17 protein-coding genes and 7 tRNA genes are annotated in these 22,964 nt (G+C 55.7%); 19 read left to right on the top strand and 5 right to left on the bottom strand.

From position 1 onward, the window contains the following. Nucleotides 1-20 precede the first annotated feature (20 nt). The 4 genes from tcuR (at nucleotide 21) to PGQ95_RS04955 (ending at nucleotide 4,924) form a co-directional block, all read left to right on the top strand. Nucleotides 21-947 carry a tricarballylate utilization LysR family transcriptional regulator TcuR gene (gene tcuR / locus PGQ95_RS04970; protein ID WP_047038231.1) on the top strand — a complete coding sequence of 309 codons (927 nt, stop codon included), beginning with the start codon at nucleotides 21-23 and terminating at the stop codon, nucleotides 945-947. Between the two features lie 96 nt (nucleotides 948-1,043). Next, on the top strand, nucleotides 1,044-2,447 hold the full coding sequence (gene tcuA, locus PGQ95_RS04965; protein WP_430917151.1) for an FAD-dependent tricarballylate dehydrogenase TcuA: 1,404 nt from the start codon (nucleotides 1,044-1,046) through the stop codon (nucleotides 2,445-2,447). Then, nucleotides 2,434-3,573, top strand: coding sequence for a tricarballylate utilization 4Fe-4S protein TcuB (tcuB, locus tag PGQ95_RS04960; protein ID WP_430917149.1), 1,140 nt, complete (start codon nucleotides 2,434-2,436; stop codon nucleotides 3,571-3,573). The genes tcuA and tcuB overlap by 14 nt, the downstream gene beginning before the upstream one ends. A gap of 55 nt (nucleotides 3,574-3,628) precedes the next feature. Next, on the top strand, nucleotides 3,629-4,924 hold the full coding sequence (locus PGQ95_RS04955) for an MFS transporter (protein WP_049034978.1): 1,296 nt from the start codon (nucleotides 3,629-3,631) through the stop codon (nucleotides 4,922-4,924). 52 nt (nucleotides 4,925-4,976) lie between these two features. On the opposite strand, the gene chiQ is transcribed toward PGQ95_RS04955, so the two are convergent. From chiQ to nagE, 4 genes are all read right to left on the bottom strand, one after another. After that, entirely contained in the window at nucleotides 4,977-5,309 is a 333-nt protein-coding gene (gene chiQ / locus PGQ95_RS04950; RefSeq protein WP_430917147.1) for a ChiQ/YbfN family lipoprotein, read from the bottom strand. A gap of 47 nt (nucleotides 5,310-5,356) precedes the next feature. Next, entirely contained in the window at nucleotides 5,357-6,757 is a 1,401-nt protein-coding gene (chiP, locus tag PGQ95_RS04945) for a chitoporin ChiP (protein ID WP_047077883.1), read from the bottom strand. A gap of 435 nt (nucleotides 6,758-7,192) precedes the next feature. Continuing rightward, nucleotides 7,193-8,860: a glutamine--tRNA ligase gene (gene glnS, locus PGQ95_RS04940; RefSeq protein WP_045381516.1), complete on the bottom strand. Its 1,668-nt coding sequence runs from the start codon at nucleotides 8,858-8,860 to the stop codon at nucleotides 7,193-7,195. Between the two features lie 177 nt (nucleotides 8,861-9,037). Beyond that, complete coding sequence (gene nagE / locus PGQ95_RS04935) at nucleotides 9,038-10,990, bottom strand: PTS N-acetyl glucosamine transporter subunit IIABC (RefSeq protein ID WP_271032765.1); 1,953 nt, start codon at nucleotides 10,988-10,990, stop codon at nucleotides 9,038-9,040. 314 nt (nucleotides 10,991-11,304) lie between these two features. On the opposite strand from nagE, the gene nagB reads away from it, so the two are divergent. The 12 genes from nagB (at nucleotide 11,305) to PGQ95_RS04875 (ending at nucleotide 18,261) form a co-directional block, all read left to right on the top strand. After that, on the top strand, nucleotides 11,305-12,105 hold the full coding sequence (gene nagB / locus PGQ95_RS04930) for a glucosamine-6-phosphate deaminase (protein ID WP_015367707.1): 801 nt from the start codon (nucleotides 11,305-11,307) through the stop codon (nucleotides 12,103-12,105). 102 nt (nucleotides 12,106-12,207) lie between these two features. Then, complete coding sequence (gene nagA / locus PGQ95_RS04925) at nucleotides 12,208-13,356, top strand: N-acetylglucosamine-6-phosphate deacetylase (RefSeq protein WP_015367708.1); 1,149 nt, start codon at nucleotides 12,208-12,210, stop codon at nucleotides 13,354-13,356. 8 nt (nucleotides 13,357-13,364) lie between these two features. Next, nucleotides 13,365-14,585, top strand: a complete 1,221-nt coding sequence (gene nagC, locus PGQ95_RS04920; RefSeq protein ID WP_087860229.1) for a DNA-binding transcriptional regulator NagC — start codon at nucleotides 13,365-13,367, stop codon at nucleotides 14,583-14,585. A gap of 45 nt (nucleotides 14,586-14,630) precedes the next feature. Beyond that, nucleotides 14,631-15,383 (top strand): HAD-IIA family hydrolase, encoded by a 753-nt coding sequence (locus PGQ95_RS04915; protein WP_045392984.1) that lies wholly within the window; start codon nucleotides 14,631-14,633, stop codon nucleotides 15,381-15,383. 279 nt (nucleotides 15,384-15,662) lie between these two features. Further along, nucleotides 15,663-17,327, top strand: a complete 1,665-nt coding sequence (asnB, locus tag PGQ95_RS04910; RefSeq protein WP_015367711.1) for an asparagine synthase B — start codon at nucleotides 15,663-15,665, stop codon at nucleotides 17,325-17,327. A gap of 225 nt (nucleotides 17,328-17,552) precedes the next feature. Beyond that, nucleotides 17,553-17,629, top strand: a tRNA-Met gene (locus tag PGQ95_RS04905). A gap of 8 nt (nucleotides 17,630-17,637) precedes the next feature. Next, a tRNA-Leu gene (locus tag PGQ95_RS04900) sits at nucleotides 17,638-17,722 on the top strand. Between the two features lie 23 nt (nucleotides 17,723-17,745). After that, a tRNA-Gln gene (locus PGQ95_RS04895) sits at nucleotides 17,746-17,820 on the top strand. Between the two features lie 36 nt (nucleotides 17,821-17,856). Then, nucleotides 17,857-17,931: transfer RNA gene (locus PGQ95_RS04890), tRNA-Gln, on the top strand. Nucleotides 17,932-17,954: 23 nt separating this feature from the next. Further along, nucleotides 17,955-18,031: transfer RNA gene (locus PGQ95_RS04885), tRNA-Met, on the top strand. 45 nt (nucleotides 18,032-18,076) lie between these two features. Beyond that, nucleotides 18,077-18,151 (top strand) — tRNA-Gln (locus tag PGQ95_RS04880). A gap of 35 nt (nucleotides 18,152-18,186) precedes the next feature. Further along, nucleotides 18,187-18,261 (top strand) — tRNA-Gln (locus PGQ95_RS04875). 114 nt (nucleotides 18,262-18,375) lie between these two features. On the opposite strand, the gene ubiF is transcribed toward PGQ95_RS04875, so the two are convergent. After that, nucleotides 18,376-19,551, bottom strand: coding sequence for a 3-demethoxyubiquinol 3-hydroxylase (ubiF, locus tag PGQ95_RS04870; protein WP_430917145.1), 1,176 nt, complete (start codon nucleotides 19,549-19,551; stop codon nucleotides 18,376-18,378). A gap of 170 nt (nucleotides 19,552-19,721) precedes the next feature. Here ubiF and miaB point away from each other — a divergent pair, with 170 nt between their 5' ends. The 3 genes from miaB to ybeY all read left to right on the top strand — a co-directional run bounded on the left by miaB (nucleotide 19,722) and on the right by ybeY (nucleotide 22,819). Then, on the top strand, nucleotides 19,722-21,146 hold the full coding sequence (gene miaB, locus PGQ95_RS04865) for a tRNA (N6-isopentenyl adenosine(37)-C2)-methylthiotransferase MiaB (RefSeq protein WP_045381508.1): 1,425 nt from the start codon (nucleotides 19,722-19,724) through the stop codon (nucleotides 21,144-21,146). Nucleotides 21,147-21,302: 156 nt separating this feature from the next. After that, entirely contained in the window at nucleotides 21,303-22,349 is a 1,047-nt protein-coding gene (locus PGQ95_RS04860) for a PhoH family protein (protein WP_087860232.1), read from the top strand. Further along, nucleotides 22,346-22,819, top strand: a complete 474-nt coding sequence (ybeY, locus tag PGQ95_RS04855) for an rRNA maturation RNase YbeY (RefSeq protein WP_087860233.1) — start codon at nucleotides 22,346-22,348, stop codon at nucleotides 22,817-22,819. Before PGQ95_RS04860 ends, ybeY begins: the two co-directional genes overlap by 4 nt. Nucleotides 22,820-22,964: the final 145 nt, after the last annotated feature.

The following is a 22,964-nucleotide window of genomic DNA, read 5'->3' as shown; positions in this document are numbered from 1 at the left end:
GCCTTGTACGGAGAGTCACTATGGAGCTGCGCCAGCTACGCTATTTTGTCCGCATCGTGGAAACCGGCAGTATGGGCCGCGCCGCGCTCGATCTGAATATTGGCGTCTCTGCGCTCAGCCAGCAAATGGCGCGTCTGGAAAATGAACTCGCTATCCGCCTGCTGCAACGGACTTCGCGTGGCGTAATGCCCACCAGCGCCGGGCTGGCCTTTTACTCACAGGCGCAACTGGCGCTGCGCCATGCTGACGATGCCATTCTCGCCGCGCGTGAAGCACGCCTTTCCGGTCACGTCAGCGTCGGTATGGCGCCCAGCACCGCTTCTGTACTTGGCGTACCTTTTATCAACGCCATGCGCGAAAGCTACGCCGACGTCCGCCTGCACCTGGTGGAGAGCCTCTCCGGCAATCTGGAACGGATGATCAATACCCGCCAGCTCGATTTAGCCATCGTTTTCCAGAAAGAGAAGATCCTGCGCTGGAGCGCCAGACCCATTCTCGAAGAGCGTCTGTTTCTCATTGGCGCCCATGACGTGCTGGCGCCGCTGCCCGGCGATAGCATCTCCCCGAACCAACTGGCCGCCATCCCGCTGATTATGCCAAGCCAGGGGCATGGCCTGCGCGGCAGGCTGGACGCTATTTGCCAGGAGCACGCCATCAACGTTGACGTGGTAGCTGAAATCGATGGCCTGGCCCTGCTGATGCGGGCCGTCCGTGATGGCCTCGGCGCCACGCTGCAGCCGGGCGCGGCGATTTCTCATCTCGACAGCGAGGCGCTAAGAGTGATCGGCGTCGACAATCCAGTACTTAGCCGACCTAATTTTCTGGTCAGTCTCTCAGATGATGAACTCACCCCGGCAGGCCTTGCCGCGCGCGTGATATTGACCAAAGTCATGCGTCAGCTTGTGGAAACTGGCTGCTGGCCGGGCGCCAGTCTTTACACTTACTAAACCCCTCTTTAGCTTTACGCCATAGCGCCTGCCGCCCCTGCACCTTACATTTCCATTACAAATTTAACAATTAGTCAAAGCGTAATGGAGCCGATAATGGTGGATGTACTGGTGATTGGCGGCGGCAACGCCGCGTTATGCGCCGCCTTAACCGCCCGGGAAGCAGGCGCATCCGTCCTGCTGCTGGAGGCCGCGCCGCGGGAATGGCGTGGCGGTAACTCTCAGCACACGCGTAACCTGCGTTGTATGCACGATGCGCCGCAGGATGTCTTAGTCGACAGCTACCCGGAAGAAGAATACTGGCAGGATCTGCTGCGCGTGACCGGGGGCAACACCAACGAAACGCTGGCCCGGTTGGTGATCCGCACCTCGTCGCAATGTCGGGACTGGATGCGCCGTCATGGCGTTAACTTTCAACCGCCCTTATCCGGCGCCCTGCACGTCGCCCGCACCAACGCCTTTTTTATGGGCGGCGGTAAAGCCCTGGTCAATGCCTATTACCGCAGCGCCGAGCAGATGGGCGTGCAGATCCGCTATAACACGCCGGTGCAGGCGCTTGAATTACGTGATGGCGAATTCGTCGCCGCGCTGGCGGGCACCGAGCGGATCGCCGCGAAAACCTGCGTGCTCGCCGCCGGCGGTTTTGAATCTAACCGCGAGTGGCTGCGCGAAGCCTGGGGGCAAAATGAGCGCGGCGAATGGCCTGCCGACAACTTTCTCATCCGCGGCACCCGTTTTAATCAGGGAGTGCTGCTCAAATTTATGATCGACGCCGGGGCCGATATCATCGGCGATCCTTCGCAGTCGCACTGCGTCGCCATTGACGCCCGGGCGCCGCTCTATGACGGCGGCATCTGTACCCGCGTCGACTGCGTGTCGCTGGGGGTGGTGGTGAACCGCGATGCTGAGCGCTTTTATGATGAAGGGGAAGATTTCTGGCCCAAACGTTACGCCATCTGGGGCCGTCTGGTCGCCCACCAGCCAGGGCAAATCGGCTATTCGATCATCGACAGCAAAGCCGTTGGACAGTTTATGCCGCCCGTATTTCCGGGCGCCCAGGCCAATACCATCGCGGAACTGGCCCGCCAGCTGGGGCTGGACGGCGAACGTTTGTCACAGACCATCGCCAGCTACAATGCCGCCTGTACGCCAGGCCAGTTCGACCATACCCGTCTTGATAACTGCGCCACCGCCGGCCTGACGCCGCCGAAGACCCACTGGGCGCGGCCTATCGATACGCCGCCTTATTACGGTTATGCCCTACGTCCTGGGATCACCTTCACCTACCTCGGGCTGTACGTCAATCAACACGCCGCCGTCCACTTTGCCGGCAAGCCGAGCCGCAATCTGTTTGTCGCCGGCGAAATGATGGCCGGCAACGTGCTGGGCAAAGGCTATACCGCCGGCGTAGGCATGTCGATCGGGACCACATTCGGCCGCATTGCCGGTCAGCAAGCCGCCCTGGCGGCGCAGCAGGAGAAACATCATGAAGTCGCTTGAAAAGCTGATCATCGAGGCGCAAATCATCACCGAGCCGGAAGCGGAAGTCGAACGGGTGATGCAGGTCTGTAACGCCTGCCGCTATTGCGAAGGCTTTTGCGCCGTATTTCCGGCCATGACCCAGCGTCTGTCCTTTGGCAAGGCGGATATTAACTATCTGGCGAACCTGTGCCACAACTGCGGCGCCTGCCTGCACGCCTGCCAGTATGCCCCGCCGCACGAGTTTGCGATTAATGTTCCCAAAGCGATGGCGGAAGTGCGGCTGGAAACCTATCAACATTACGCCCGGCCCGCCGCTTTCGGCAGTTTATATCGCCGTGCGGGGATCGCCACGGTGCTGGCGCTGGTCGCGGGTCTTGTCCTGTTTCTGCTGCTGGCGATGGGGCTCAAAGGCTCGCTGCTGCACCCGCCGCTGGCCGGCGATTTCTACCAGATTTTCCCACATAACCTGCTGGCGTGGATGTTTGGTTCAGTCTTTATTTTGGCCATCGGTTTACTGATGAGCGGGGTGATTCGTTTCTGGCGCGAGATCTCGCCGGGCCAACCGCAGGCGGCTGATATCGCCAGGGCCTCACATGATGCGCTGACGTTGAAATATCTCGACGGCGGACACGGTAAAGGCTGTAACGAGGCCGATGACGCCTTCACCCTGATGCGCCGCCGTTTTCACCACTTCACTTTCTACGGTTTCATGCTCTGTTTCGCCGCCACGGTTGTGGCCACCGGCTATCACTACTTCGCCGGTTGGGAGGCGCCCTACCCGTTCTTCAGCGTACCGGTGCTGTTGGGCACGTTCGGCGGCATCGGGCTGCTGGTAGGCCCTGCGGGTTTGCTATGGCTGAATCTGCGCCGCTCGTTGCTGCACGGCGACGCGCGGCAAAAACCGATGGATCGCGCTTTTATCCTGCTGTTGCTGCTGACCAGTTTTACCGGGCTCGCGCTCCTGGCGGGCCGGGACACCTCGTGGATGGGCATTCTGCTCGCTATCCATCTCGGGGTGGTGATGGCGCTGTTTTTAACGCTGCCATACGGAAAATTTGCCCACGGATTTTATCGCTGTGCGGCGTTACTCAAGTGGGCGATTGAGAAGCGGCGCGGAAAACAGGCGGCAGTCGCAGGCGACTAACCCGCTCACTCTTACCTCTATAACAACAAGATAAAGACAATGGAGAGCAAACTCTATGACCCAACCAACATCGCGCGCCGGTACCTTCGGCGCAATTCTCCGCGTAACTAGCGGTAATTTTCTCGAGCAATTCGACTTCTTTCTGTTTGGTTTCTATGCCACCTATATCGCCAGAACCTTCTTTCCGGCAGAGAGCGAGTTTGCGGCGTTGATGCTCACCTTTGCCGTATTTGGTTCCGGCTTTCTGATGCGCCCCATTGGCGCGGTGGTGCTGGGCGCCTATATCGACAGGATCGGGCGCCGTAAAGGACTGATGGTCACCCTGGCGATTATGGGCTGCGGCACGTTACTGATTGCGCTGGTGCCGGGTTACCAAACCATCGGCGTGCTGGCGCCGGTGTTGGTATTAATTGGCCGTTTGCTGCAAGGATTCTCGGCCGGGGTCGAGCTCGGCGGCGTGTCGGTCTATCTGGCGGAAATCGCCAAACCGGGGAAAAAGGGGTTCTATACCAGTTGGCAGTCCGCCAGCCAACAGGTCGCCATCGTCATGGCGGCGCTGATTGGCTACGCGCTGAACGAGACGCTGGGTCACGACGAGATTGCAGAATGGGGCTGGCGCATTCCCTTCTTTATCGGCTGCCTGATTATCCCGCTGATTTTCGTGCTCCGGCGTTCGCTGCAGGAGACCGAAGCCTTTCTTCAGCGTAAGCATCGTCCCGATACGAAAGAGATACTGACCACAATTGTTAAAAACTGGCGCATCATCAGCGCAGGCACCTTACTGGTAGCGATGACGACCACCACCTTTTATTTTATTACCGTCTATACCCCAACTTACGGCAGAGCGGTACTGCATCTGAGCGCACGCGACAGCTTGCTGGTCACGATGCTGGTCGGTATCTCTAACTTTATCTGGTTGCCGATTGGCGGGGCGCTGTCAGACAAAATAGGCCGCCGTCCGGTGCTGATGGGAATCACCGTCCTGGCGTTGCTGACCACCTGGCCGGTGATGCAATGGCTCACCGCCGCGCCGGACTTCACCCGCATGACGCTGGTGCTGCTGTGGTTCTCGTTCTTCTTTGGTATGTATAACGGCGCAATGGTGGCGGCGCTAACGGAAGTGATGCCGGTCTACGTTCGCACCGTGGGCTTTTCGCTGGCGTTTAGCCTCGCCACCGCTATCTTCGGCGGCCTGACGCCGGCTATCTCTACCGCGCTGGTGGAAATCACCGGCGATAAGAGCGCGCCGGGCTGGTGGCTGATGTGCGCGGCGCTATGCGGATTCGCCGCCACCGCCATGTTGTTCATGCGTCTGAGCCGCGGCTATCAACCAGCGGAAATACCGCGTTAAAATAGCGACGGGCGGAGTGTGCGCTCCGCCCGTATACGCTTAACTGTCTGCTTTACTTAGTGGTGTTATTACTGCGAATCTCCTGCCAGATTTTATCGCAGCGCGCTTTGACCGCCTGGTCATTACCGGTGCGCGTCGCCTGAATACAGGCCTGATAATCCAGCACTCTGACGCTCTCCTGCGTCGCAAACTGCTGATGCGGTTTATCTTCCTTCAGGACATTGAGCACGCTCTGACAGGCTTCAATTTTGTCCGGATTACCTTCCGCCGTGTTGATACAGGCGCTATAGGCATCTTTCAATTTGGAATCTTCTTTCGGCGCTGGCGATTGCGCGCAGGCAACCAAACCCGATGCCATGATGGCGATGAGCAGCAGCTTTTTCATAATTATTCTCCCGGAGGGGCGGCAGGCTCACGCCCGCCGCGCAGGCATCAGAAAATGGTGAACGGTGCGATAACCATAAACTTCACGTCACGCTCATCCTGGAAGATGTTGCCGTAACCGCCGCTCCAGCTCGGGATGTCGGAGTGGTTGTCGTATTGCGTGAAGTGCAGTTTGAACATCGTTCCTTTCGCGCGGCCTTCCTGCAGGGTGTAGATAGCATCCAGGCTGTAGGCGGATTCTTTCAGACGATAGTTAGGATCGTAGTAAGCATCCGGGGATGCCATTCTGCCAGGCTTAGCATCCCAGGCGTAAACATAGGATGCGCCAAACGCCCAGCCCGGCATGTCCCAGTTCTTCATGTCGTACATCGCACCGAAGAACACCGCTTTCTCGCCGTTGGCGTTAAAGTCAGAGCGGTTATCCCACCAGATATCGAGACGACCGTTAGAGGAGGCATAGGTTGGCGTCATACGCTGCAGGAAGTAGCCCTGCTGGCCATCGGCTTTCACCCAGGTCCCTTCCAGACGCAGATCCAGCACATCGGCCGCTTTATAGCCGAAAGTGATCGCCTGCAGCCACGCGGTGCCGTCGTAGATATCGTTGACGCCGCCGTTGCTGACTTTATCGCGGGTACCGTAGAACTGATAGCTGGTGCTCAACGGCGAACCCGCGATATCAAATTTGTAGCTGGCTTTAGCAAAGTACTGATCGATATAGCCCTGGGCCTGACCAAATGCGGCTTCCAGCACCAGATCGTTTTTAAAATCGTACTTCGCGCCAACAGAGTGCAGATAGTCAACTTTGGTTTTCTTATCGTTCTGGTAAAAATCATCCATCTCGATATGCCACGGCGCTTTATATTCGTTTGTCCACATATAGGAGAAACTCAGCGCGCCGTTATCGCCGTAGTCGAAGTTCGCCCCGGCTTCAGCCCCCTGATAGGTACCCGGCATAAAGCTCCAGTGCGGCGCCAGCAGCGTTTGTCCGGTCGGCTGAATGTAGCCTGCGCGCGCCCACGCCGGGCCAAATTTAAATTTTGCTGCCGCTTTATACAGGCTTATCCCGCTCTTATCGCCGGTATAATCTTCGCTGTACGCACGGTTGCTGGAGGAGAAAGCAATTTCGTTCGGATGGCCGCTGTCGCCGTTTTCCGCCATTTCAATCGCGGTGAAGGCAGCAATATCCAGACCAAACATATCGGCGGCATAGCCGGACTGGAAATCCAGGTTGGCGTTCCAGGTAGAATGGGAAAGGTTAGTTTCGTATTTGTCGGTTTCTACGTTTTTACGGTCGCGCTCGCGCTGCCAGTAATAGATACCGCCGGTTAAGGTAGAATCATCGATAAAGCCTGCTGCGCTGGCCTGTGGAGCCACAACCCAACCCGACATCGCGGTGACGGCGGCAATAGCCAGCGCCAGCGTACTACGTTTGCCACTAAACGTACGCATGTGCATATCCTCTTTGACGTTTTAAAATTGCGATTGCCAAAGGCAGCTCGCTAAAAAAATAAAAAAGTACTAAAAGCGGTGCGGTTAAAAGTCCGCGAAACCACTATGGATAGACTATTTTTCGTGACGCGAATTATCAATCTCTTTCGCAGAGCAAAGCTTAAGATTATGACAAAGCGCACATAATTTATGTCGTTTTGTTACAGACTTACTTCTCAGCTTTTTTAACGATAAGTCATGGTTATATCGAAAAAAAATTGAAAATCCGTCAAAGCTGAAACGGTTAAATGTAAATACGCAGGCAGGAAGAGATGGGGAATTATTACTGCGTTTTAATAAGATTAATTCGCATCGAAAAAATATCGATTCTTAATTCACTGATTCTGAAATAAAAAAAACGCCGCAGTGCGCGGCGTTTCATGAAGACGGTGAGCATTACTCGCCGATTTTAGCCCAGGTGTCACGCAGGCCAACGGTGCGGTTGAAGACCAGATGGCTCTCGGTGGCGTAGCGGCTGTCGAGGCAGAAGTAACCTTCGCGCTCGAACTGGTATGCTTTACCCGCCTGCGCTTTCGACAGGCTCGGCTCCGCGAAACCTTGCTTGATGACCAGCGATTCCGGGTTCATTACCGCCAGGAAGTCATCCGCCGCGCCCGGGTTCGGCACGCTAAACAGACGGTCATAGAGGCGAATTTCAACCGGCAGCGCGTGCGCCGCGCTCACCCAGTGGATAACGCCTTTAACCTTGCGGCCATCGGCCGGGTCTTTGCTCAGGGTGTCGGCATCGTAAGTACAGAAGATGGTAGTGATATTACCTTCTGCATCTTTCTCAACGCGTTCCGCTTTAATCACGTAGGCGTTGCGCAGACGCACCTCTTTACCCAGCACCAGACGCTTGTACTGTTTGTTGGCTTCTTCGCGGAAGTCCGCGCGATCGATCCAGATCTCAGCGCTGAATGGTACCTCGCGGCTACCCATTTCCGGCTTGTTCGGATGGTTCGGCATCGCCACCATTTCGCTTGCGCCCTGCGGATAGTTTTCGATAACCAGTTTAACCGGATCGATTACCGCCATCGCGCGCGGCGCGTTTTCGTTAAGATCTTCACGAATGCACGACTCCAGCGACGCCATCTCAATGGTGTTGTCCTGCTTGGTCACGCCGATGCGTTTGCAGAACTCGCGGATGGATTCAGCGGTATAACCACGACGGCGCAGACCGGAAATAGTCGGCATACGCGGGTCATCCCAACCTTCCACGTGCTTCTCGGTCACCAGTTGATTCAGCTTACGCTTGGACATCACGGTGTATTCGAGATTCAGGCGCGAGAATTCATACTGACGCGGATGCACCGGAATACTGATGTTGTCGAGCACCCAGTCGTACAAACGACGGTTGTCCTGGAACTCCAGGGTACACAGCGAGTGGGTGATACCTTCCAGCGCATCGCTGATGCAGTGGGTGAAGTCGTACATCGGGTAGATGCACCACTTGTTGCCGGTCTGATGGTGTTCCGCAAATTTAATGCGATACAGCACCGGGTCACGCATCACGATGAACGGCGACGCCATGTCGATCTTCGCGCGCAGGCAAGCTTTACCCTCTTCAAAGCCGCCGGTGCGCATTTTTTCGAACAGCGCGAGGTTCTCTTCCACGCTGCGATCGCGGTAAGGGCTGTTTTTACCCGGCTCTTTCAGGGTACCGCGGTATTCGCGGATCTCGTCGGCGGACAGTTCGTCAACGTAGGCCAAACCTTTGTTGATCAGTTCAACCGCATACTGATGCAGCTGATCGAAGTAATCAGAGGAGTAGCAGACATCGCCGGACCAGTGGAAACCTAACCACTGCACGTCGTTTTTAATCGACTCCACGTATTCGATATCTTCTTTCACCGGGTTGGTGTCATCGAAACGCAGATTACATTGACCTTGGTAATCCTGAGCGATGCCGAAGTTCAGGCAAATGGATTTTGCATGGCCAATGTGCAGGTAGCCGTTCGGTTCCGGCGGGAAGCGGGTATGAACGGTGGTGTGCTTACCGGTAGCCAGATCTTCATCGATGATCTGACGGATAAAGTTAGTCGGGCGGGCTTCTGCCTCACTCATCACGGGTTCCTCAAAGCGTAAACAACGTATAACGGCACATGATCTTACAAGCAGGGCGCAGAGACAACTATTAGTTACGCAAAATACGTATCTGTTGTTGGATATGGGGGTATTTGCTGCAAAAAAAAGCGGCGCAGGTTTCGCTGCGCCGCTGAGGCAAAACTCTACTCAGGAGCCTTACTTGCCTTTAATCTCGAACAACGGCGTTTGGCCGGCGACAACGTTACCCGTTGCCTGAATCACCAGCGCGCTGTAATCATCGCTGTTGCTGCAGACGACCGGACTAATCATCGAGCGAGCGTTGGCGTTGAGGAACGCCAGATCCATTTCCAGAATCGGCTCGCCGGCTTTCACCTGTGCGCCCTCTTCAACCAGACGTTTAAAGCCTTTGCCTTCCAGCGCGACGGTATCGATGCCCATATGGACGACGATTTCCGCGCCATTATCGGTTTCCAGGCAGAACGCGTGGTTGGTGTTGAAGATTTTCACCACCGTACCGGCCGCCGGCGCGACAACGATGTTATCGGTCGGTTTCACCGCGACACCGTCACCGACGGCTTTGCTGGCGAAGGCTTCATCCGGCACCTGTTCAAGCGCCACCACTTCGCCGGTAATCGGGGAAACCAGCGCTTCGACGGTTTTAGCGTTTGCAACCGCCTGCGGTTTGACCGCAGGCGCGGCGGCTGGCGCGCTGTCAGTCGAGACGGCGGTAGCGGCAACCGGACCACGGGCAACCACTTTCTTCATGGCGTCGCCAACGGATTCCGCTTTCGCGCCAACGATGACCTGGATAGTCTGTTTGTTCAGTTTCACCACGCCGGAGGCGCCGAGACGTTTACACGCGGCATCGTTGACTTTCGCCGAGTCGCCGACGGTCAGACGCAGACGGGTGATACAGGCATCAATGGCTTTCAGGTTATCGGTACCGCCTACGGCTGCGATGTAGTTGGTCGCCAGCTGAGTCAGACCTTCTTCGGTGTTGCTGTTAGCTTCTTCAGTCACGACATCGTCGGTTTTATCTTCACGACCCGGCGTTTTCAGGTTGAACATGCGGATAACCGCGCTGAACAACAGGAAGTAAACGAAGAAGAACACCACGCCCATCACCAGCAGCATCCAGACGTTTTTGCTGGCTGCCGGCAGGCTGTACATCAACACGTAGTCGATAGCGCCCGCGGAGAAGGAGAAGCCCGCATGGATACCCAGCGCCGTTGCGATGAACAGGCTGATACCGGTCAGGATAGCGTGCAGGAGGTACAACAGCGGAGCCAGGAACATGAACAGGAATTCCAGCGGCTCGGTCACACCGGTCAGGAACGCGGTGATGGCCACGGACAGCAGCATACCGCCGACCATCGGACGACGCTCTTTCGGCGCAGCCATGTACATTGCCAGCGCAGCGCCCGGCAGACCGAACATCATGATCGGGAAGAAGCCGGACATGAACATCCCCGCGGTGCCGTCACCGGCATAGAAGCGGTTGATGTCGCCGTGGAAGACCGCGCCCGCGGCGTTGGTGAACTCGCCAATCTGGAACCAGGCGATGGTGTTCAGCACCTGATGCAGACCGGTTGGGATCAGCAGACGGTTGATGAAACCGAAGATACCGGAACCCAGCGCGCCCGCAGACACGATCCATTCGCCGCCCGCATGAATAGCGTGCTGCACCGGCGGCCAGACATAACCGAAGATCGCAGCCAGCACCAGACAGAAGAAGCCGGTAGCGATAGGTACGAAGCGTTTACCGCCGAAGAAGCTCAGGAAGTCTGGCAGTTTAATGCCGGCCCAACGGTTATAAACAGCACCCGCGACCAGACCGGTAATGATACCCGCCAGCACGCCCATGTTAATTTCCGGGTTAATGGTGACCATCGCTTTGGTCATCACGAAATAACCTACCGCGCCGGCCAGCGCCGCAGAACCCGCGTTATCTTTGGACCAACTTGATGCCACGCCGATGGCGAAGATCAACGCTAAGTTGTCAAAGATTGCCCCACCCGCTTGCGCGATGAAGGGTACGTTCAGCAGATCTGGTTGCCCGAATCGCAGCAGCAAGGCCGCGACCGGCAGCACTGCGATAGGGAGCTGTAACGCCCTACCCAGCCGCTGAAAGAAACCTAAAATATTCATCTTATTCCCCCTATGAGACCCCGATGAGGCTCATTTCAAAGCCACTTTTTTATTGTGTAACAAGGTCGGATTTATCACTTACCGGCAAAGTGTGTGAAAAATTAATTCGTATCGCAAATTAAACGGGTATTTTTTGTGACTATAATCACCAAATATCGTATTCCCCCCTCCCTTTGACTGGCTAACATCGAAAACTTATTTTATCATTCAAAAAATCAACACGGATTGACCCCGGTCGGCGCAGTTGCTGCAATACTCTTCATAGTATGCTGGCGCCAATCCGCCAGGTTCTAATTTAACTATAGAGGTGAAGAATGAGACTGATCCCCCTGGTAACAGCTGAACAAGTAGGTAAATGGGCTGCCCGTCATATCGTTAACCGCATTAACGCGTTCAAACCGACCGCGGACCGTCCGTTCGTACTGGGTCTGCCTACCGGTGGTACGCCTCTTACCGCTTACAAAGCGCTGGTTGAAATGCATAAAGCAGGCCAGGTTAGCTTCAAGCACGTTGTTACCTTCAACATGGATGAGTATGTCGGCCTGCCGAAAGAGCATCCAGAAAGCTATCATAGCTTCATGCACCGCAATTTCTTTGACCATGTTGATATTCCAGCTGAAAATATCAACCTGCTGAATGGTAATGCGCCGGATATCGATGCAGAATGCCGTCGTTATGAAGAAAAAATCCGCTCCTACGGTAAAATCCACCTGTTTATGGGCGGCGTAGGTAACGATGGTCATATCGCGTTTAACGAACCGGCCTCTTCTCTGGCGTCCCGTACCCGTATTAAAACCCTGACCCATGACACCCGCGTGGCCAACTCCCGCTTCTTCGACGGCGATGTGGATCTGGTGCCGAAATATGCGCTGACCGTGGGCGTGGGTACTCTGCTGGATGCGGAAGAAGTGATGATTCTGGTGCTGGGCCATCAGAAAGCGCTGGCGCTGCAGGCGGCGGTCGAAGGTAACGTCAACCACATGTGGACCATCACCTGTCTGCAGCTGCATCCGAAAGCGGTTGTGGTCTGCGACGAGCCGTCCACGATGGAACTGAAAGTGAAGACTCTGAAATATTTCAACGAATTAGAAGCTGAAAATATTAAAGGTCTGTAATGTAGTCCGTCCCGCGCCCTGGCGTGGGACCATCTTTTTCTTTGTATGCCACACCAGAACAATGCGAGTTGAGCTGGTGGGGCGTATATACCGGGGGTCGTAATGTATGCATTAACCCAGGGCCGGGTTTACACCGGTCATGAAATTCTCGATGACCATGCGGTTGTTATCGCCAATGGCCGTATCGAACGTCTCTGTCCGCTGGCTGATTTGCCGTCTGAAATTGAGCAACGCTCGGTCAACGGCGCGATTATTGCCCCCGGTTTCATCGACGTCCAGCTGAACGGCTGCGGCGGCGTGCAGTTCAACGATAGTCCGGATGCGGTCACCGTCGAAACGCTGGAAATTATGCAGAAAGCGAATGAGCGTTCCGGCTGCACCAACTTCCTACCGACGCTGATTACCTCCAGCGATGACCTGATGAAGCAAGGCATTCGCGTGATGCGCGAATACCTGCAAAAACACCCGAACCAGGCGCTGGGTCTGCATCTGGAAGGGCCGTGGTTGAATATCGTTAAAAAAGGCACTCACAACCCGGACTACGTGCGTAAACCGGACGCCGCGCTGGTCGACTTCCTGTGCGACAACGCCGACGTTATCACCAAAGTGACGCTGGCCCCTGAACGCGTCGAACCGGAAGTGATCCGTAAACTGGTTGCCGCCGGCATCGTCGTTTCAGCAGGCCACTCTAATGCTACGCTGAAAGAGGCGAAAATCGGTTTCCGCGCCGGTATCACTTTTGCGACGCACCTTTATAATGCCATGCCATATATTACCGGTCGCGAACCAGGCCTGGCCGGCGCCATTTTCGACGAGCCGGATGTCTACTGCGGTATCATCGTCGACGGTATGCACGTCGATTATGCCAACGTGCGTAACGCTAAACGCCTGAAAGGCGATAAACTGTGCCTGGTGACTGACGCCACCGCGCCGGCAGGAGCTAATATTGACCAGTTCATTTTTGCTGGTAAAACAATATACTACCGCAATGGTCTGTGCGTGGATGAAAACGGCACCCTCAGCGGCTCTTCGCTGACCATGATTGAAGGGGTACGTAACCTCGTTGAACATTGCGGCGTGGCGCTGGACGAAGTGTTGCGTATGGCGACGCTCTACCCGGCGCGCGCGATTGGCGTGGACAAGCAGCTCGGCAGCATTGCGCCGGGTATGGTCGCTAACCTGACCGCTTTCAGCCGCGATTATAAAATCATCAAGACCATCGTTAATGGTAACGAGGTCGTCACTGAGTAAGTAAAAGTATGACAGCAGGCGGACAAGCTCAAATTGGTAACGTCGATCTGGTAAAACAGCTGAACAGCGCGGCCGTCTATCGGCTGATTGACCAACATGGTCCCATCTCGCGCATTCAGATAGCGGAACAAAGTCAGCTTGCCCCTGCCAGCGTAACCAAAATTACGCGTCAGCTTATTGAGCGCGGCCTGATCAAAGAAGTCGATCAGCAGGCCTCCACCGGGGGGCGCCGCGCCATCTCTATCATTGCGGAGACCCGCAATTTCAACGCCATCGGCGTGCGGCTTGGCCGCTATGACGCCACCCTGACCCTCTATGATTTAAGCAGTAAGACGCTGGAAGAAGAGCATTTCCCGCTGCCGGAGCGTACCCAGGAAACCCTCGAGCACGCGCTGCTGAATATCATCGCCACCTTTATTGAAAATTGTCAGCGCAAAATCCGCGAGCTTATCGCCATTTCGGTCATTTTGCCGGGGCTGGTCGATCCGGAAAGCGGCGTTATCCGCTATATGCCGCATATTCAGGTCGAGAACTGGGGGCTGGTCGGCGCGTTGGAAAAACGCTTTAGCGTCACCTGTTTTGTCGGCCACGATATCCGCAGTCTGGCATTGGCCGAGCACTATTTTGGCGCAAGCCAGGATTGCGAAGACTCCATCCTGGTGCGCGTACACCGCGGTACCGGCGCGGGCATTATTTCCAACGGGCGTATTTTTATCGGCCGTAACGGTAACGTCGGTGAAATTGGCCATATCCAGGTTGACCCATTAGGCGAACGCTGTCACTGCGGCAACTTCGGCTGTCTGGAAACCGTCGCCGCGAACGCCGCCATTGAGCACCGCGTCCGTCATCTGCTTGAGCAGGGCTATCAAAGCCGTATCACGCTTGATGACTGTAATATCAAAACCATCTGCAAAGCGGCAAATAAAGGCGATGCGCTGGCCTGTGAAGTGATCGAATACGTTGGTCGTCATCTGGGTAAAACCATCGCCATCGCCATCAATCTGTTTAACCCACAAAAAGTGGTGATTGCCGGCGAAATCGTCGAGGCGGAAAAGGTGCTGCTGCCGGCCATTGAAGGTTGTATCAACGGCCAGGCGCTGAAAGCGTTTCGTAAAAACCTGCCCGTGGTACGTTCGACGCTCGATCACCGCTCGGCCATCGGCGCCTTCGCGCTGGTCAAGCGCGCGATGCTCAACGGCATCCTGCTACAGCATTTGCTGGAAAGCTAATCCAGCTTTATAGTTTCGCCTTTCGTTAATGATGTTGGACTGTCCATGACCATTCAAAACGTAATTTGTGATATCGACGGCGTGCTGATGCACGATAACGTGGCTGTTCCCGGCGCCGCTGAATTTATCAAACGCATCCTGGATAAAGGCATGCCGCTGGTGATGCTGACCAACTATCCTTCGCAAACCGGCCAGGACCTGGCCAACCGTTTCGCCACCGCCGGTATCGAAGTGCCGGATACCGCGTTCTACACCTCCGCCATGGCCACCGCTGATTTCCTGCGTCGCCAGGAAGGTAAAAAAGCCTATGTGGTTGGCGAAGGCGCGCTCATCCACGAACTGTATAAGGCCGGCTTCACCATCACCGACGTTAACCCAGATTTCGTCATCGTTGGCGAAACCCGCTCCTTTAACTGGGAAATGATGCATAAAGCGGCTTTCTTCGTCGCCAACGGCGCGCGTTTCATCGCCACCAACCCGGATACTCACGGCCGTGGCTACTACCCTGCTTGCGGCGCGCTCTGTGCGGGAATCGAAAAAATCTCCGGCCGTAAACCGTTTTATGTCGGTAAGCCGAGCCCGTGGATTATTCGTTCTGCGCTGAACAAAATGCAGGCCCACTCCGAGCAAACGGTGATCGTCGGCGATAACCTGCGTACCGATATCCTCGCCGGTTTCCAGGCGGGCCTTGAGACCATTCTGGTGCTTTCCGGAGTCTCCACGCTGGATGATATCGATAGCATGCCGTTCCGCCCGTCGTGGATTTATCCGTCGGTCGCCGAAATCGACGTTTTTTGAGCCGAAACCACGTCCCTGGACGTGGTTTTTTATTTTTGGTGCCGCCAAAAATAGATTCATCTAATGAAAATGGCTTATCACTAAACAATCATCAATAAAGCCGAGCTAAACATACTCATTTTTCAACATCCGGCAATCAGCATTGCACTTTTTACTTTCCTGCCAGTAAATCTCTTGCGCCCCACTCTCCTTTACGGCATTTTCTTTAACACGCACTAAGACCTTGCAAGAGACGAGGTCTGCATAACATCACTACAAGACAGGGTAACGGAGAAGGCTATGTGTTCTATTTTTGGCGTACTGGATATCAAAACTGACGCAGGCGAACTGCGTAAAAAGGCACTGGAACTTTCCCGCCTGATGCGCCACCGCGGACCGGACTGGTCCGGCGTTTATGCCAGCGATAAAGCGATTCTCGCCCACGAACGTCTGTCGATCGTCGACGTCAACGCCGGGGCCCAGCCGCTCTATAACCAACAAAAAACCCATGCGCTGGCGGTCAACGGTGAAATTTACAACCACCAGGCGCTGCGCGCCGAATATGGCGATCGCTACCAGTTCCAGACCGGTTCCGACTGTGAAGTAATCCTCGCGCTGTACCAGGAAAAAGGGCCTGAGTTCCTCGATGAACTGCAGGGGATGTTTGCCTTCGCGCTGTATGACAGCGAGAAAGATGCTTACCTGATTGGCCGCGACCATATCGGTATTATCCCGCTGTATATGGGCCACGACGAGCACGGCAACTTCTACGTCGCCTCTGAAATGAAAGCGCTGGTGCCGGTCTGCCGCACGATTAAAGAGTTCCCTGCGGGTAGCTACCTGTGGAGCCAGGATGGCGAAATTCGCCAGTACTATCAGCGCGACTGGTTCGATTACGACGCGGTAAAAGACAACGTCACGGATAAAAACGAGTTGCGTCAGGCGCTGGAAGAGTCAGTAAAAAGCCACCTGATGTCCGACGTACCTTACGGCGTGCTGCTCTCCGGCGGCCTGGACTCGTCGGTGATTTCGGCCATTACCAAAAAATACGCCGCCCGCCGCGTTGAAGATCAGGAGCGCAGCGAAGCCTGGTGGCCGCAGCTGCACTCATTCGCGGTCGGCCTCGAAGGCTCCCCTGACCTGAAAGCGGCGCAAGAAGTCGCGAACCACCTCGGCACCGTGCATCACGAAATTCACTTTACGGTGCAGGAAGGGCTGGATGCGATCCGCGACGTTATCTATCACATCGAAACGTATGACGTGACCACCATTCGCGCCTCGACGCCGATGTACCTGATGTCGCGTAAAATTAAAGCCATGGGCATTAAAATGGTGCTCTCTGGCGAAGGTTCCGATGAAGTCTTCGGCGGCTATCTCTACTTCCACAAAGCGCCGAACGCCAAAGAACTGCATGAAGAAACGGTGCGTAAACTGCAGGCGCTGCACATGTTTGACTGCGCCCGCGCCAACAAAGCGATGTCTGCCTGGGGGGTAGAGGCCCGCGTGCCGTTCCTCGATAAGAAATTCCTCGATGTGGCGATGCGCATCAACCCGCAGGATAAAATGTGCGGCAACGGCAAAATGGAAAAACATATTTTGCGCGAATGCTTTGAGTCCTATCTGCCAGCCAGCGTCGCCTGGCGCCAGAAAGAGCAGTTCTCCGACGGCGTGGGCTATAGCTGGATTGATACGCTGAAAGAAGTGGCGGCAAAACAGATTAGCGACCAGCAGCTGGAGACGGCAAGCTTCCGCTTCCCGTACAACACGCCGACCTCTAAAGAAGGCTATCTGTACCGCGAGATCTTCGAAGAGCTGTTCCCGCTGCCAAGCGCGGCGGAATGCGTACCCGGCGGCCCGTCCGTCGCCTGCTCTTCAGCGAAAGCCATCGAGTGGGATGAAGCGTTCAAAACCATGAACGATCCATCAGGACGCGCGGTCGGCGTGCACCAGTCAGCTTATAAATAAGCCATTCTGGCGAACAACGGACCCTACGGGGTCCGTTTTTTTTATGCCAAAATTGGCAAATAAAAACGATAAATAATCAATTCTTGCCGATTATTGCAGCATGCTGTTCGCAACCTAACCAAACAGTCACATTACGACGATTTTCCTTGAAAAAGTGGTTGACGCTCGCAGGCCCAATACGCATAATGCGCCCCGCAACGCCGATAAGGTAACGCGAAAAAAGATGGCTACGTAGCTCAGCTGGTTAGAGCACATCACTCATAATGATGGGGTCACAGGTTCGAATCCCGTCGTAGCCACCATCTTTTTTGCGGGAGTGGCGAAATTGGTAGACGCACCAGATTTAGGTTCTGGCGCCGCAAGGTGTGCGAGTTCAAGTCTCGCCTCCCGCACCATTCACTAAAAAGCGTTGCACGGATGGGGTATCGCCAAGCGGTAAGGCACCGGTTTTTGATACCGGCATTCCCTGGTTCGAATCCAGGTACCCCAGCCATATTTCTTCGATATTTGCGGTTAGCCGCGACGGTATTGGGGTATCGCCAAGCGGTAAGGCACCGGTTTTTGATACCGGCATTCCCTGGTTCGAATCCAGGTACCCCAGCCATCGAAGAAACAGCATGACAATTTGGCTACGTAGCTCAGCTGGTTAGAGCACATCACTCATAATGATGGGGTCACAGGTTCGAATCCCGTCGTAGCCACCATATTCAGGACTATCGGTTAACATCGGTAAATCCGTAAAAATTTGTTGGGGTATCGCCAAGCGGTAAGGCACCGGATTCTGATTCCGGCATTCCGAGGTTCGAATCCTCGTACCCCAGCCAAATTCAAAAGACGTTCCTCTGTGAACGCAGCCTGTTGGGGTATCGCCAAGCGGTAAGGCACCGGATTCTGATTCCGGCATTCCGAGGTTCGAATCCTCGTACCCCAGCCACTTATTAACAAAAAAGCTCACTTCGGTGAGCTTTTTTGCTTTCTGCGGATAGTCATCTTGCCGATGCAGGTACTGCAAAACCTCAGTATGCAGCCCCCATCGGCAAAAGCCCCTTTACAACCCTAATGCATACTTCAATGCCTGGCGCTTTAATACTCCAGCACGTTCGGCTGCCATCAAGCCAATATTACGCAACACGCGTACCGGCGCTAAATCGTTGCTGAAGCCCGCATAGAACAGATCCATGCCGGATTGCATAATAAAGTTATCCGCCCGACGCCGCGCCTGATAGCGCTTCAGCACCGGCAAGCTGGACCAGGCTTCCCCGCGCCCGCGGGCTTCCGCCAAAATATCCAGCAGCGCGTCAACGTCGCGATAGCCAAGGTTAACCCCCTGCCCCGCCAGCGGATGAATGGTATGCGCAGCGTCCCCCACCAGCGCCAGTCCCGGTTGCACGTACTGCAATGCATGACGGCGGGTTAACGGGAAGGCGCCGGCGCTCATCGGCGTCACGCCGCCCAGACGTTTCGGAAAATGCGCGCTGATTTCCTGCTGCAGTTGGGACATCGACATCCCCTGCAGCTGGCGGATGCGCGCCGGGGTGTCGTACCACACCAGCGACGCCCAGTTATCGAATAGCGGCAGGAAGGCGCGTGGCCCGCTGGGGGTAAACTGTTGCCAGGTGCTATCACCGGGATTGTCGGCGCACTGCACGCTAATTAGCATACAGGATTGTTGATATTGCCACGCCTGAACGCCGATGCCGGCCAGTTCGCGCACCTGAGAATTCGCGCCGTCTGCGCCGATCGCCAGTTGCGCCGTGCAAACGCTCTCATCGCTCAGGCGCAGCGAAACGCCCTGCGGCTCACGATTAAGCTCGCTTAACGTCACGCCAACCCGCAAGGTCACCTGCGGATGGGCTTCGAGCGCCTGCCACAGCGCCAGCTGTAGCACGTTATTTTCCACCATATAGCCAAGCTCAGGCAGCTTCAGTTCGGCGGCATTAAAGTCAACGTGCGCGCTTTCCCACTCCCAGGTTTCAAGACGACGATAAGCATGCGCGCGCATAGCGCGTACCGCTTCCCAGACGCCGAGGCTTTTGAGCAAGCCGACCGACGACGCGCTGATCGCCGAAATACGCACATCCGGCGCCGCAGCGGCATCAAAGGCCGGAGGCGCGTGTTTTTCTATCACCGTCACCGAAAACCCGTGTTGCGCCAGCCCCAGCGCCAGCGCGCCGCCGACCATTCCGCCGCCGACAATGGCGATATCTGTTGCATGAATTGTCATGGCAATTATCCTTAAAGCTGATTTCCTTAAGTTTACCGGATTTTTTGCGCCTTGCGGGGGATCGTGGTCGCACTGGTCAGGTGGCAACCAAAGCATTACAATGCGTACCCTGCAAACGAATTCTAATTCTTAACTTATACCCGTCTTTATAATTGAGCATGAGCAAGTCGATGACAAAAAAACTCCATATTAAAACCTGGGGCTGTCAGATGAACGAATACGATTCATCCAAGATGGCCGATCTGCTGGATGCCACCCATGGGTATCAACTCACAGAAGTGGCCGAAGAAGCGGACGTGCTGCTGCTCAACACCTGCTCAATTCGCGAGAAGGCGCAGGAAAAAGTGTTCCATCAGCTTGGCCGCTGGAAACTGCTGAAAGAGAAAAAACCCGGCGTGATTATCGGCGTCGGCGGCTGCGTTGCCTCCCAGGAAGGCAAGCTGATTCGCCAGCGCGCCCATTACGTTGACATTATTTTTGGCCCGCAGACGCTGCACCGCCTGCCGGAGATGATCGACGCGGTGCGCAACAACCATAAACCGGTTATCGACGTGAGCTTCCCGGAAATCGAAAAATTCGATCGCCTGCCGGAACCGCGCGCCGAGGGGCCGACCGCCTTCGTTTCCATCATGGAAGGCTGCAACAAATACTGCACTTACTGCGTGGTGCCCTATACCCGCGGTGAAGAAGTAAGCCGTCCGTGCGACGATATTCTGTTTGAAATCGCCCAACTGGCGGCGCAAGGGGTGCGTGAAGTCAACCTGCTCGGGCAGAACGTGAACGCCTGGCGCGGCGAAAACTACGACGGCACGACCGGCAACTTTGCCGATCTGCTGCGTCTGGTCGCCGCCATCGACGGTATCGACCGTATTCGCTTCACCACCAGCCACCCGATTGAGTTTACTGACGATATCATCGAGGTCTATCGCGATACCCCTGAGCTGGTGAGTTTCCTGCATTTGCCGGTGCAGGCCGGTTCCGATCGCGTGCTGAACCTGATGGGCCGTACCCACACCGTGCTGGAATATAAAGCGATTATCCGCAAGCTGCGCGAAGCGCGCCCGGATATTCAGATTAGCTCCGACTTTATCGTCGGCTTCCCGGGCGAAACGACGGAAGACTTCGAAAAAACCATGAAGCTGATTGCCGAGGTTAACTTTGACGTCAGCTACAGCTTTATCTTCTCTGCCCGCCCGGGCACCCCGGCGGCGGATATGGTCGACGATGTCTCTGAAGCCGATAAAAAACAGCGCCTGTACATTCTGCAGGAGCGTATTAATCAGCAGGCGATGGCGTGGAGCCGCCGCATGCTCGGCACCACCCAGCGTATTCTGGTAGAAGGCACGTCGCGTAAGAGCCTGATGGAGCTCTCCGGGCGCACCGAGAACAACCGCGTGGTGAACTTCGAAGGTACGCCGGATATGGTCGGTAAATTCGTCGACGTGGAAATCGTCGATGTCTACACTAACTCACTGCGCGGCAAAATTGTCCGCACCGAAGACGAGATGGGGCTGCGCGTCGTGGAATCGCCGGAATCGGTCATTGCGCGTACGCGTAAAGAAAACGATCTGGGCGTCGGCATCTATCAGCCGTAATCCCCGCAGGCCTGTCGGTTCCGACAGGCCTTGTATTTCCCCTCCTCGCCCCTATATCTACAGCAATGCTTGCGCCATATTCCCGTGACGTGAATAATTTCCTTATTGGCCGGATGACGAACGCCCTCCGGCAACACGCGTAATAAGAGGAACAGTTTGAACATAGAAACCCGTGAAATTACCCTGGAGCCAGCGGACAACGCCCGCCTGTTAGGGCTGTGCGGCCCGTTTGACGACAACATCAAACAGCTGGAGCGCCGGTTGGGTATTGAGATCAACCGCCGCGACAATCATTTTAAACTGACCGGCCGCGCCATCTGCGTACACGCCGCGGCAGATATTCTGACAAGCCTGTATGTTGATACCGCGCCAATGCGCGGCCAGATTCAGGATATTGAACCGGAACAAATCCACCTGGCTATTAAAGAAGCCCGGGTGCTCGAGCAAAGCGCCGAGAGCGTGCCGGAATACGGCAAGGCCATCAATATCAAAACCAAACGCGGGGTCATCAAACCGCGTACGCCAAACCAGGCGCAGTACATCGCCAATATCCTCGACCACGACATTACCTTTGGCGTCGGGCCTGCGGGTACCGGTAAAACCTACCTCGCGGTTGCCGCGGCGGTAGATGCCCTGGAGCGCCAGGAAATTCGCCGTATTCTGCTGACCCGTCCGGCGGTCGAAGCAGGCGAGAAGCTCGGCTTCCTGCCGGGCGACTTAAGCCAGAAGGTTGACCCGTATTTGCGCCCGCTGTATGACGCGCTGTTCGAGATGCTCGGCTTTGAGAAAGTTGAGAAGCTGATTGAGCGTAACGTCATTGAAGTCGCGCCGCTGGCCTACATGCGCGGGCGTACGCTGAATGACGCCTTTATCATTCTCGATGAAAGCCAGAACACCACCATCGAGCAGATGAAGATGTTCCTGACCCGTATCGGCTTTAACTCGAAAGCGGTTATCACCGGCGACGTTACCCAGATTGACCTACCGCGCAATACCAAATCAGGTCTGCGTCACGCCGTTGAAGTGCTGGCGGAAGTCGATGAAATCAGCTTCAACTTCTTCCACAGCGAAGACGTGGTGCGCCACCCGGTGGTCGCCCGCATCGTCAATGCCTATGAGGCATGGGAAGAAGCCGAACAAAAACGTAAAGCAGAACTGGCCGCCGAGCGCAAACGCGAAGCCCAGGAACAGGAGCAAAAATGAGTCAGGTGATTCTCGATTTACAGCTGGCCTGCGAAGACACCGGCGGTCTACCGGACGAAGCCCTCTTTCAACGCTGGGTGGATGCCGTCATCCCGCAGTTCCAGGAAGAGTCAGAGTTAACGATTCGCCTGGTCGATGTCGCCGAAAGCCACGAGCTGAACCTGACCTATCGCGGCAAGGATAAGCCGACTAACGTCCTCTCCTTCCCCTTCGAAGCCCCGCCGGGCATTGAGATGCCGCTGCTCGGCGATCTGATCATCTGCCGCCAGGTGGTTGAACAGGAAGCCAAAGAGCAGGAAAAACCGCTGGAGGCCCACTGGGCGCACATGGTCGTGCACGGTAGCCTGCACCTGCTGGGCTACGATCATATCGAAGACGACGAAGCGGAAGAAATGGAAGGCCTCGAAACAGAGATAATGCTTGCTCTGGGCTATGAGGATCCGTACATTGCCGAGAAGATTGCTGAATAGTAACTTGCCGGATGACGGCGCGAGCGCCTTATCCGGCCTACATTCATGCGTATCCCAAGCCTGATAAGCGTAGCGCCATCAGGCGAAACATGCCGTACGACGCTGAGTTTACGCGCGACGAGCGACAATTAAATCAACACGAGAA

It is taken from the genome of Klebsiella sp. 141240, from assembly GCF_050600805.1.
Classification (GTDB): Bacteria; Pseudomonadota; Gammaproteobacteria; order Enterobacterales; family Enterobacteriaceae; genus Klebsiella; species Klebsiella aerogenes.
This window is presented reverse-complemented; position numbering and strand designations above follow the sequence as displayed.